This window comes from Dyadobacter sp. 22481 (assembly GCF_052044875.1).
Classification (GTDB): domain Bacteria; phylum Bacteroidota; class Bacteroidia; order Cytophagales; family Spirosomataceae; genus Dyadobacter; species Dyadobacter endophyticus.
In genome coordinates, this window is the sequence record NZ_JBQENV010000005.1 from 155,026 (window position 1) to 167,368 (window position 12,343).

7 protein-coding genes and 1 pseudogene are annotated in these 12,343 nt (G+C 48.0%); 4 read left to right on the plus strand and 4 right to left on the minus strand.

Annotated features, from left to right (window positions below; all coding sequences use genetic code 11):
• Positions 1-93 precede the first annotated feature (93 nt).
• Positions 94-5,448 carry a S8 family serine peptidase gene (locus tag ACTJJJ_RS28785; RefSeq protein ID WP_440703722.1) on the minus strand — a complete coding sequence of 1,785 codons (5,355 nt, stop codon included), beginning with the start codon at positions 5,446-5,448 and terminating at the stop codon, positions 94-96.
• A 289-nt stretch (positions 5,449-5,737) separates the two neighbouring features.
• On the opposite strand from ACTJJJ_RS28785, the gene ACTJJJ_RS28790 reads away from it, so the two are divergent.
• Entirely contained in the window at positions 5,738-6,439 is a 702-nt protein-coding gene (locus tag ACTJJJ_RS28790; RefSeq protein WP_426293828.1) for a LytR/AlgR family response regulator transcription factor, read from the plus strand.
• Between the two features lie 140 nt (positions 6,440-6,579).
• Here the strand turns inward: ACTJJJ_RS28790 and ACTJJJ_RS28795 are convergent.
• Positions 6,580-6,993: pseudogene (locus ACTJJJ_RS28795) on the minus strand (TlpA family protein disulfide reductase); the annotation flags it as partial.
• 99 nt (positions 6,994-7,092) lie between these two features.
• Positions 7,093-7,392 carry a hypothetical protein gene (locus ACTJJJ_RS28800; RefSeq protein ID WP_188927919.1) on the minus strand — a complete coding sequence of 100 codons (300 nt, stop codon included), beginning with the start codon at positions 7,390-7,392 and terminating at the stop codon, positions 7,093-7,095.
• Between the two features lie 375 nt (positions 7,393-7,767).
• Here ACTJJJ_RS28800 and ACTJJJ_RS28805 point away from each other — a divergent pair, with 375 nt between their 5' ends.
• Complete coding sequence (locus ACTJJJ_RS28805) at positions 7,768-8,538, plus strand: hypothetical protein (protein ID WP_188927916.1); 771 nt, start codon at positions 7,768-7,770, stop codon at positions 8,536-8,538.
• Between the two features lie 283 nt (positions 8,539-8,821).
• On the opposite strand, the gene ACTJJJ_RS28810 is transcribed toward ACTJJJ_RS28805, so the two are convergent.
• A complete protein-coding gene (locus tag ACTJJJ_RS28810; RefSeq protein WP_188927914.1) occupies positions 8,822-9,163 on the minus strand; it encodes a hypothetical protein in 342 nt (113 codons plus the stop codon).
• A 979-nt stretch (positions 9,164-10,142) separates the two neighbouring features.
• Between ACTJJJ_RS28810 and ACTJJJ_RS28815 the strand changes: the two genes are divergently transcribed.
• Together ACTJJJ_RS28815 and ACTJJJ_RS28820 are read left to right on the plus strand one after the other, a co-directional pair.
• Positions 10,143-10,943, plus strand: coding sequence for an SDR family oxidoreductase (locus tag ACTJJJ_RS28815; protein WP_188927912.1), 801 nt, complete (start codon positions 10,143-10,145; stop codon positions 10,941-10,943).
• A gap of 60 nt (positions 10,944-11,003) precedes the next feature.
• Positions 11,004-11,921 (plus strand): helix-turn-helix domain-containing protein, encoded by a 918-nt coding sequence (locus ACTJJJ_RS28820; RefSeq protein ID WP_188927910.1) that lies wholly within the window; start codon positions 11,004-11,006, stop codon positions 11,919-11,921.
• The last annotated feature ends 422 nt before the right edge of the window (positions 11,922-12,343 follow it).

Here is a 12,343-nt window from a genome sequence, read left to right on the forward strand (position 1 = left end):
CCAAAAATCGATCATCTTTTCGCGGCGACCTGCCGGAATGAGCGTAAATACGAAGCCCGCTGTTTTCGTGAGGTAAGTGGACGACATTCGGATTTACTCCTTTACAACCGTAAATCGCCTTTCTCCCTCTTTTGATATCACTTTAATCACATATAGCCCGTTGGCCAGGTCCGGTGAACCGAGATCCACTTCCAGAGCAGGCATAGCTTTCTGAAATTCCAGTCTCTTGCATAGCTTGGCATTCAGGTCAATCACTTCAATTAGAACCGGCCCCGGTATTTCCGTTTTCCGTTCAAGCCTGAAAATTCCTTTTGATGGATTTGGGAAAATGTGCCATTCCTGATTGTGATCGAAAGCGACTGATTTGATGGACGAATAGGCAAAACTACTGTCGGAGCGGTCCGTCGCGCGATCAACCATTTTCAGCCGGTAATAGCGTGTTCCCCAGGAACTCAATGGGCCATCGGTAAAAGTGTAAAGGCGCGTTCCATTTCCGCCCTGTCCAGCGATCGTCCCCAGATCCTGGAAAACTCCCTTTCTGACATTTTCCGCACCGGTCGCGACCTGCACGACGAAATGGCTAAAATCCGTTTCCAAAGCGGTGGACCATTTCAGGCCGACGACTGCGCTTTCCCCGGAAATGCTTTTCTCCGCGACAAAATTGATTAGTGTCACAGGTAAGGGCTTGCCCGTCCCTATGTAATTTCTCGCCACCCAGAATTCCGAGAAGCTTTTTGTTTCAAATTCCAGGTAGTAGCCGTTTAAATACGGGACTTTTGTGACTTTATCGGGCGCGAAATAGTCCCATCCTTCTCTTGCATTGTTCTCCAGCGAGCCGTCCTGGTTCGCACCGGAGTACTTCGTTACGGCAAGGTCATAAGCCGACTTGGGTTTCGTTACATTCGGTTGGTCTGCCGCGGCGATCAGTCGTTGGATATCCGTTTCAGGAACATACAGCCGCACCATGACCGGCTTTTCAAAGGTTTTAGCAGAATTAAATACAAAATTCCGGTCCATTGCCAACTCATTTTCACTCACCCGTAAAGGCCCGTCGTTGACGAAGGTCTGGAGGGTTAGCCCCGCAATGTCCTGTCCATGCGTATTGACAGATGCCACAATGAAGTTTCCCAATCTGAAATGCGACCAGGCGTCATAAACAGTCGGAACCGGTGCGATTGCGTTCGGCGGCGTTGCCCCATAGTAAATCTCAGAACTCAACATATCGGCGATATTGATGTCGTCGATTACCGCCCCCTCGGTCGTTCCCGCCCCATTGCTTTTGAAAACAAACCGGAGTCTCAAGGAGCTGGTACGCGGTAGCTCCGCTGAAAATACCCGCCATCCGTCGGTCACCTTGCCCTGCCAGAAGCCCTGGCCACCGCTCTCGGCATTATACCAATTTACGCCACGGTCTTTCATACCGAGTCGGAACCATCCATAACCGGTGTTACATTCGATGTACAGCATGTCGCATGGTTCGCCGTTACATCGTTCGATGTCCATCTGTGCGATGAAACTCAGCATCGGCGCTTGCAAATATTGCGTATCTAGGCAGGGAGAATAAAGATAGGATTCCTCGTTATTGTGGTAGAGCCCTGTCAGATTGGTTTTCCATGCATTACGACCGCTGACGACATCCGAAAAACCTGCGCTTGCAGGCGCGCCATACGCCCATGAGGAGTTGGTTCCGCCGGTATACCATCCGCCATTTCCCGATTCGAAGCTTTCACGGTACGGGCTGGCGTTAACTGTTCCAGTCGTGAAGAACTCAGCTGTGAGCGTATCATTGGCCGGGTTGATATCCATCGCTTTTTCGGACCAAACCTTCATCACATGCTTTCCCGCCTGATATACTTTTTCCGGGTATATAAATCCTATCTCGCTCTCGCCGTCCTTCGCGATGAAAGCTATCGCGCGATCATATACCTCTCCGTCGAATGACAGCTTAAAAGGCAAGTCATAACAATCGTGTGTACCATTATTTTTAAATACCACCTTCATCTCGGGGCCGATGGGCAAATCACAAAGTGAGACAGAGGGGGCAACCAGCGTGGTTGCTGTAATATCGCTTTTCGCTTTTAAGAGCTGTATGTCACCGAACACGACGCCATCAGATGGGAACATGCCGAATGCCTGACTGCTCCACCTCACCTGGAAATCCGTCGTAAATTCCTGTCCGTTTTTTCGAAGCAATGGAGTGATTTCCACCTGCGCTATTTTGTAACCGTCATCAGCGTTCCCGTAATCCCAGTATTCCTGAATATCAGCAGTAATCCAGGGATCGCTGCTGCTACCACGAATTTGCGGAGCGGCATTACGATGGAAATATCCCCATGGGTACCTGAACCGCAGCAATACTTCGTCGTCTTGCACCCGGTAACCCGAGAGATTGAACGTCCCATCCAGGTAACTTCGGGACAACGTAACCGGAAACGGGATGGCATCCAGGACAAATCCCCCCTGGGAAGCGTAACCTGCATCCCCACCGGTCCTTAAACGGCTGCTGCCGGCGACAATGGTAAAGTCAAATGCATCCGCGCCGGGAATCCCCGCGGTGGAAACTCGTATATCCTGAGAAGGAACGGATTTCAAATCCTGCAAATAAGGCAACACCAGCTTTGGATTCGGGATCTGGCGCAGCTTCACCACGAGCGAGTCATTGATTCGCACGGGATCCCCCGCATGGCGTACGCGTACCTGTAATGTCGCTTGACTGACCGACGCCAGATTCTCGCGCCGCTGAAAAGTGTAATCGGTAGTCGCCGTCGGCGGCAACGTGATATTGACCTGCTCCCAATGCATGGCCCCGCCCAGCGAATAACCGACCTCGAATGGTTTAGTTTGTGGTTGATCGTCGAGGTTTTTGATGCGAACGGTTATGGCCTGTTCGGTAGTGTAAATTGATTTGGTAAAAGCTCTTACCGCTGGCAAAGGCGCTACGACAGCCTCGATACCGAGATCGTTATCCGAAATGGTGCCCTGGCAAGTGCCGTTATCGGGCTTTCGGATCAATGCCACCGACCGACGGCCCGGCGCCTGATCTTTCCGCGCCCTGACCGATACATAATAGGTCGAGTCTTTTGACAGAGACGACAATGTGAATTTCAACGCTGCTGTGACACCAGCCGACTTCATTTCATCGCCGGTCGAGATCATCACCTCGTAATCGGAAGCCCCGCTAACCGCATTCCATTGTAATGCTATATACCCCTCGCATTGAACGGCTTGCAAGGTAACTGCAGGAATACCGAGCACGGCAAAGGAGCCGCCGGTATTCGTAAAAGCCGTCCCGTTCCGCATGATCCGCACCTTCGCGGTTCCCGTGGCGGCGTCGGGTACGGTCCAGGCCAATTGCCGCTGATCTGCCGCAACGTTGGCATTGAGCGTGGTCCAGGCCGTCCCGTTATTGAGGGAATAGGCCACGTTGAAGGTGCTGAGCGTGTCGCCGTAAGAATCCCAGCAGATATTAACGGCATCCCCTTTCGTGAGATGCTCTCCCGCCAGGGGGTAAGTGACAGTTAGCGAAGACTCAATTACATCGTACACCAAGAAATACTCCTGCACACCCTGCGGAATGCGCGTCGCTTCGACCTTGATCGAATAGGTGCCCGCCGCCGGTTCTTCCAGCACGACCTGCTCGATATTGTTGACCGAATCGACGCCGGGAACTGCCGCAGCAAGGGGCGCCGCCGCCGAAGGGAATTTGGGTAAAACTTTGGTATTTCCGGGGCGGGTTACCGACAGATCAAGGTTGTTCACCAATGTTTTACCTCCTGCGAGCATAGATGTGGCTGGGTCATTCCAGTAAAGCATTACCTTCAATTTGGCCGTGTTCTCTGGCACGACGATCTCATGCGTATTGATGCCAGAATGGGTTAGCTGTCCATTATAGTAACGGCCTTTATCAAGCATTTTTACCGATCGGAGCAGGTTCATAATGCCAAAACCATGGCTGAAATCGGGTCCTGGCAAACCCATGTCAGTAGCGCCGTTACATATCAGTGCCTTGACCAATGCATTTTTGGGATTATTCAGCTGATGCAATTGACGGTACCGCTCGTATAATAGCGCTACGCCGCCCGTCACCGCCGGCGTGGCCATGCTCGTTCCCGAAGCCGACTGATAGGCATTGTTCTGAATGGTTGAGACAATGCTGCCGCCGGGAGCGATCACCTCCGGCTTGATCCGTCCGTCGGTAGTCGGCCCTTTGGACGAAGTCGGACTAATGATCCCGACTGGCAGGGTGCTGCCCACGGTCAGGATATTTTTCGCCGACTGAAAATCGCCAAGAACGGTACCGAAACCAGCCGGATAACCTAGGCCCTGACAGTTCGTCTCTGTTCCACTGTTACCGGCCGCAAAAACATGCTGCAAGTAAGGGAATTCAGACGCTTGCTGATCGAGTGCTGCGGCTCCATCCGAATAAATACCCATACCAGAACACCTGCTTAAACCGCCATATGTATTGCTGGTGACTACCATTCCATGGTCCCTGATCAGCGACCCGGCATTGGTCCAAATATTCGCCGTCGTCTCGAATACGACCTTCGATTTTGGCGCATAACCCCGGTATTTCTCGTTAAGCAAGCCAGATCCAACTGCCGTTCCGCCCACATGTATGCCATGCCATGTGTTGTCGCCTAGAGACTGGTAGCTGATCACCCGCTTACCAATATCCGGGTGTAGCAACGGGTTGGCATTATCACCCAAGCCTATCACCACACCCTCGCCAGTCAGTTTGTAACCCAAAAGCGCCACGGAACCCAGCACATTGGCCTTGGTACCCGTCGTGCTCTTGTCGTTCAGCATTTCGGAGGGGCGCGCCACGGGGGCGATGTATTGTACCCACGGAAGTTCGGCAAGGCGACGGATACTGCCCTCTGGAATTCTGACGTCCATAACCTGATATGATTTCAGGCCGTCGTTGATCACCTCGAAGCCATTTTGGATAAGGTCACGCGTCACTTCATCTAGGGAAAATGATCGGGCAAAGCTCAGTTTCACATCTGTTTTACCTGCGACTTTGCGGGCATGGTCTGGTATAATCCCAGACAACAATGAAGGTTCTACGATATCCTCCGACCTTGGTCTGAACACGGCCCGTACGCCCAGCTTTTTCAGGGCTTTTCCATCAACGGGCCTGGTCAGCGTTGCGGTATACGCATGATCGGGAACATATTCCAGCAATTCAATGCCATAATCCTTCAATCGCGACTGCGTTTCCTGATCGGGTATTTTGTTAAACTGAATAATCACCAGCGATTTTCGCTCAGGCGTCGACCGCTGATGGCCGTAGCTGGTAACTATTTCGTCTGCGGTGCTTTCAGGCAGTGTTACCACTCCGTTTTTCAGAAATAATTGATGCCCTGACGAGCGTTGAGCAATGCTTTTGAGTGAAGAGAATAATAGCAGGAGTAATAGACAAGCCGTCTGCTTTCTTGAAATCATACAATTGTAACCGATAGTAAGGGATATGCGAAAATAGCTAATAAAAGCTGATTCCCAACGCGCAACCAGATCTGCCGTTTTTATTCATTGAGGTTTCTTAGCTATCGAACTGAGCGCATGTGGTGTCCTTTGGTTTTAAAGGTTTCTAGCCACAGCTCTTCGTAAAGTGCCAGGGAAGCCGGAAGCTTCCCTCCTATATATTAGTGGACAAGTCGGGGAAAATTGTGACGATCCATGCAAATCGACCGTCCGACCGGGAGGCTTTGTACAAGCAAATCGAGCAGTTATTGTGAAAAAAGATCTGGCGCATATTCGCTGCATTTTCGTGGACGATGAGCCCATAGGCCTAAGCGTTTTACTAGCCCACGCGAGCAGAGTACCTATTCTGAATGTTCTGGGCTCGTTTTTCAGCGGAGCGGAGGCATTGGCTTTTATTAAAAATAATCCGGTGGATCTGATATTTCTGGACATCCAGATGCCCGATTTGTCGGGCTTGGAACTGGCCCGGATACTTTCTCCGTCGGTACATATTGTCTTTACCACTGCTCATCCGCAATATGCCGTAGAGGAGTTTGACCTTGCTGCAACGGATTATTTGCTGAAACCGATAGGCCTTGGCCGCTTCTTGCAAACCACCGACCGGATTACTGCACAATTTTCGAAGGTTGTAAACGGGTTAAAGCCATGTGATTATATTTTCGTCAAAACCGGTTACGACTGGGCGCGCATTGATCTCGACTTGCTGCTTTATATTGAAGCCGACAGGAATTACCTCACTTTCCATACATCCGGCCGGAAGGTGCTGACCCGAATGAAACTTGCAGAGATTTTTGAAAAACTACCTCGTGAAGCGTTCATGCAGATTCATAAATCTTTTGTCATATCTATATCCAAAATCGATAAGATTGAAAGACATCAGATCACCCTGGCCGATCGTGTCCTGCCGTTGTCCGCTACCTTCCGAGATGACTTGCTGACCAGGCTAGGATGATCAGAGAACATGATCTATGGGTTCTATGGCACAAAACGGGGTGTGTCTAGGTAGAATAGCTAAGTTTCGAGAATGAAACGTATTTCGACAGGCTGTTTGACTTGAATAAAGATTACCTCTATTCTCAAATTCTGAATATCTTAATCCAATAATTCTTTTAGTTTGGCCTCTAACTTTACATCGTCACCTCCATGAAAACGAGCAACAATCTTTCCCGAACGGTCAATCAATATTTTAGTGGGAAATGAATTGACGGCGAAACGTTCCGCAATCGTCTTTTTTTGCTTAGTATCATTTATCTCCTTTTGATCTAAATCTAGAATATGTTTCCAAATACCGATGCCATCTTTTTCAATAGCCTTTGTCCAGGGGCTAAATCGATCCTGGCAGGCAATTCCAATAAACTCGAGATGATCCCCACTGAATTTCTCGTAAAGTTCTATCAAATGTGGGTTCCCCTCGCGGCATGGGCCACACCAACTTCCCCAAAAATCCAATAAAACATACCGTCCTCTATAATGTGATAATGTGATAGCCGAACCGTTAACATCAGTTCTCGAAAAGTCCCTTCTCTCTCACGACCCCTCCGATTGGTGAGAGGGGATCGCGAGAGAAAAGGTGAAAATAACCGGCTGGTAATATTCGGGTAGCTCCTAATAGCCAAAGTTATCTTCCAGCATCTTCTTATCTACAAACTCCTCCCAACTGTCGTATAACTCTGTACTTGGCCATAAATGGTCTCCGGAATTCCCCCAGGTTAAATGCACAACTGCCAACTTCCCGGTGCTTAAACTGACCAGAATATCATCGTTTGCCTCGCTGCGGCCGATAGGCATAAGCTGCAAACCAAAAAGAGGGTGAGTCGACGTAATTTCTTTGACCAATTGGCCTTTGAAAAACATAGCCTGATCGTCAGAAATCTTTTCCCAAGGTTCTAACCATTCTCTATCCATAGCGACCTCATTTTATTTTTATCCATATCAATTACGTACACCATATCAACGCAAGCGAGGTGCTTTGCTGCTCAAGTGGGAACGCTTGACTGTACCGATAAATTTCACTTTTCCGTTGTACGTTAACAGCCTAACGGTTAACCCCAGATTATTGATTGCCTCATACCCGCAATTGGCCAGATGTCAGATTGTATCATAATCTCATCTAGCCGCTCAAACGCTACGAAGTCGCTGGCGGGAGAGTTTGTGAAAATTCCAATCTCGTGAAAATGATCGCTTGGGCAGTTGAACGAAATGCTTGGGCTAATTGCACACTCTAACTTGAAACAAACAGACACCTGATTACGTCAAACACAAACGAATTTACGTATATTAATGGCGGCCAATAATCCAAAGAAGAACCGTGGCAGTGCAGTACACATCGAAGTTAGAATGATAGATCTTAAACAAAAGCACTACCTAGGCGGGTATTTTCTGACAAGGCTTATTCCGATGAATTTTGGAACATATAGCGACGCAATGATTCACACTTGTAGTAAGTGTATTAATGATCATCTGGTCAATATTTGGTCTTACAGCTGGACAACTGATAATGATGAACAAGCAGAAGAGGCAAAAGAAAATTTCCAGCTTTCAAACAGAGAGATCGACTTAGTCAGGGCTTGGGTTGACAAGAATCACAATGAACATAAATTAGGTTGGATCAATGTATTCACCGACATTGACACGGCTTTGGAATACAAAAATACGTTCTTTCCTCATTTAAGTGATATTAAAGTATTCGCTCTGTATTTTAACGAACGCGAGCGTGCTGACCTCCTTGACGAATTTAAACCTCAGTCGGACGGAATGGGGGAAATCGGACTTCGGCTTACACTTCTGAAAGGCATTGAAGAAACAAACAATGATCAGTTTTTAGGCTTTGATTATATAGGTATCGAGTTCAGCGGAGACTTTCACACTTTTCATTGTCATGATCTCGGAGGAGAATTTTCAAACAAATTCGACTTGAACTTGAACGAATATGGACTCTTTGACAGTGACATGAATTCCGGTCAAGTTCTTGCCTATCTAAATGACGAAAGCAATGGCTGTGAGCCAGTCCCTTGGTTTGTTGCGAAAACGAAACTGGTCGTAAGTATGTAATAGCCGACCGGGCAGTAGACGGAAGTTTTCGCAAGTACAAAAAGTGTTGCTGTACTTTCCCCGGAAGTCCTGCTCCTGAAAACATTAATGTGACGATTTCGAATGACGCGTCATTGCCATACCATCAATGTAAAGCTACGTTTGCCTCTTACCCGCAATCGGCCAGATGTACAATTGTCGGACAATTGAATCTGGCCGCCCATTCGCTCCGAAGTCGCGGGCAGGAGAATTTTTATAAATATTCCAAGTCCACCTCAAACGGAGGCCCTGGTCTCCGAGAACCCTAAAAATAGAAATATACACCAGTAGATCTGGTAAGTGCTTCTTTGAACATGGCTTCAATTCGAGCTAAAACGTCAGACAAGCTAGCAGGATAATTGCCAGGTTCAAAAACATGGCTCTCGAGTATCGCTTGCAGCTGCGATTGTTCTACTATCATTTCATCCTCGAATTCATCAATAATCTTGTTTGAAAGAGCATTGATCTTATCAAAAAGGCCACATTTAGCCAATTCATGGAATGTCTCATCCTCCAATTTCATCTCTATTAAATCTCCGGGCTCGGCAACATCATAATCAAGGCGGCGCACAGCGGAATGAGTTAAAGGAACAGTGATTACCTTCATAGGACGATAATTTGACTTATACATGCACAAGTTAGTAAACTCACTTCTTCCTTCAGTCCTCCTGATAAACCTAATTTCCTCGAAATTAGAAATCTCGCGAGGTCAATGGGCGATACATACTTGATACCCGTTAATATTTCAGGAAAGCCTTCACGATATTCTCTATCTTTGAGGCAATTGCAAGCCGACCACCACAAATTGGTGAGTGACAAGGTGAGTAAAAGATTTGACAGGCCTTAAAGAGTTGATAAACAATTTGTTGCTTCGAATTGTATGATCCCAGCGGGATAATCCAGAGCGACTTAAAGGTCGCTTTTTTCATTCAAAAAAGTAGTTATTGTGGGTTTTTAAAAGATAAGCCCATCATTACGGTCTAATCCACGTCAAAGCATCTGGTAACCTTTTCGGTAACTCGCTTTGTTTACAACTGCTTGGTAGGCTTCTAGCTCATCAACCAATAGACACTTCTGTGCAATAGGATTGTGGAGATTGCGCCATCAACGGTTTAATTTGACGACTTCCTTTGGAGAGTGTCCAAACCGCTTTCTTACCTTCGAAAGATCTTCCTCAGAAAGGCCGATAATTCGAAATATGTCTGGTACTTTCGTTTGCGATGCAAATGTCATGGTAGTAGAAGTCTGTTGACGAAGTGAGGTGATGGATATTTTGGTATCATTTTGTGACATCACAAATATCTTTTTCCATAAGAGACTCAAGTATCTATCGCGAAAAATTATCGAAAGGGATACTTGATGGTATCATACACACTTGTCAGTTCCTTCGCGTTCATCACGTTTTGGATTTAATTTTTGATCATCCAAAACGCCTCTCAAACCATCCACAGGAGAATTTTCCCAAGACTAGCTGAACTATGGCCGTGTTTCGCAAGACCATTTCGGCTACAACATTTTCCACATCTGCTACAAGCGCCGGCCGCGCGTCGCGGAAATTTGCCTTACTAAAATAACAAGTGAGACAGATGACAAAGACGATTTTTATTACCGGTGCTTCAACAGGTATAGGAAGGGCTACGGCCAAATTATTTGCAGCCAAAGGCTGGAAGGTGATCGCAACCATGCGCAAGCCCGAAAATGAAACGGAACTCAATGCGCTGGATAACGTAACCTTGCTGCCGCTCGATGTAACCAACCTGGCGCAAATCCGCGAAACCTCACAGCAGACACTGGCTTTGGGCAATATTGATGTGGTGTTTAACAATGCGGGTTATGGATTGTTCGGCGCATTGGAAGCGATGACCGACGAGCAGTTGGTGCAACAAATGGACACCAACTTCTTCGGTGTCGTGCGGGTGACGCAGGCCTTTATTCCCCATTTCCGTGAGCGGAAAGCGGGACTTTTTATCACAACCGGCTCATCGGCAGGGCTGATGGGTTTCCCGGTAAGCTCGATGTATGATGCCAGTAAATTTGCGCTGGAAGGCTGGGCTGAAAGCTTGTCTTATGAGCTGAATGAGTTTGGAATTGGGATTAAAACCATCGAACCCGGATTGGTGGCGACCGAAATCGGCACGAAGTCGGTGTTTGCCACGCACGCGGCTTATGAGGCATTGACGAACAAATTCAAAGCGATGCTGGCACCTGACAAAGCCGCGACGACGTCCGAACAAATCGCCGAAGTGGTGTACGGTGCGGCTACCGATGGTACCGACACATTAAGATACGTCTGTGGCGACGATGCCAAGGAATGGTATGCGCAGCGCCTGGCTAAGGGCGACGAGGCTTTTCGCCAAACAATCAAACAATTGTTAGCCGCTGTTTAAAATCAAATGGTCTGCCGGCGTGGGTTGGAACGATTTGCGCCGGCAGCCAATTATGTGATTATGAAAAGGGAACATCTTAAACCGCGCGTGTACCGCTCTATTGCAGAAATGCAGCGGGCATTTGGCCTGCCGCAACCTTTGCACCCGCTGATCAGCTTGCTCGATTTCAATAAGGTGCAGATCACGGCCGAAATGCTGGCTGATACTTTTGCCATGGATTTTTATAACATCACCTACAATGAATCGGCGGGCTGCCGGATGCGATACGGGCAAACCACCTACGATTTTCAGGTAGGCGGGATGTTTTTCTCCTCGCCGGGCCAGCCGCTGACGGGCATTCAAGTGGCCGAATCGACCCTTGGATTTACCTTGCTGGTCCACCCTGATTTCCTCAGAAACTATCCACTGGACGCCAAAATCAAGCAGTATGGCTTTTTCTCCTATTCGGTGACCGAGTCGCTGCATTTGTCCGACAAAGAAAAGTCGATCATCGAAGGCATTGCCATGCACATCGGCGACGAGCTCGAAACGGCGATCGACGACCTGAGTCAGGATGTGCTGATTTCACAGTTGGAGTTGATGCTGAATTACAGTCAGCGCTTTTACAAACGCCAGTTTATCACCCGCAAGTCGATCAACAATGCATTGCTGGAAAAGCTAGACCAGTTGCTGAACAATTATTTCAACGACGAAACTGCCTTGCTGAAAGGCCTGCCAAGCGTCCAGTATCTTTCTGACCAGCTGCACGTTTCGCCCCGCTACCTGGGCGACATGCTCCGCGCACTGACCGGCCAGAATACGCAGCAGCACATCCACAACAAGCTTATCGAGAAAGCAAAAGAAGTGCTTACATTCAGTGACCTGACAGTAGGAGAAATAGCCTACCAGCTCGGTTTCGAACACCCGCAGTCTTTTAGTAAATTATTTAAATCAAAGACAAACTTTTCCCCCCTGGAATTCAGGGCGAGCTTCAACTGAGGCACAAAGAGCTGGTTAATTGATCTTGGTAAGTTCATGATTGTTCCAATTAATCTCGTAGACGATCCGAAGTAATCACTACTTCCGATTGCACGCTGTGATGGGCCGTCATTTAAAAGATCATCAGGCAGTGGTATGTTCTCATTATAAAAAAAGGCATCTTTCTTCTAAATCCGCCAAAATAATCCACGCAGGTGTATGGTCTGGATTTTTCGCAACCCCGGACGTGCTTGTCTACGCCTGCCGCGACAAGACGCGGAGCAATTTGGGGGACTCAAAAGTAAATGATCTAATCCTAGACCGGCATTTCGGCGGTAAGCATTTCTAAGATAGTCCCAGAAAGTGTCAATCGTTTCGTCGGGATAAAGATGTCCGATCGAATCGATCCATCCCTGGTCAACCAGATCTTTGTAGGCTTTGCG

Coding starts and splice junctions, on each gene's coding strand:
- ACTJJJ_RS28800 (WP_188927919.1), bottom strand. CDS start 7,392: ATGGATAGAGAATGGTTAGAACCTTGGGAAAAGATTTCTGACGATCAG.
- ACTJJJ_RS28815 (WP_188927912.1), top strand. CDS start 10,143: ATGACAAAGACGATTTTTATTACCGGTGCTTCAACAGGTATAGGAAGG.
- ACTJJJ_RS28810 (WP_188927914.1), bottom strand. CDS start 9,163: ATGAAGGTAATCACTGTTCCTTTAACTCATTCCGCTGTGCGCCGCCTT.
- ACTJJJ_RS28785 (WP_440703722.1), bottom strand. CDS start 5,448: ATGATTTCAAGAAAGCAGACGGCTTGTCTATTACTCCTGCTATTATTC.
- ACTJJJ_RS28820 (WP_188927910.1), top strand. CDS start 11,004: ATGAAAAGGGAACATCTTAAACCGCGCGTGTACCGCTCTATTGCAGAA.
- ACTJJJ_RS28805 (WP_188927916.1), top strand. CDS start 7,768: ATGGCGGCCAATAATCCAAAGAAGAACCGTGGCAGTGCAGTACACATC.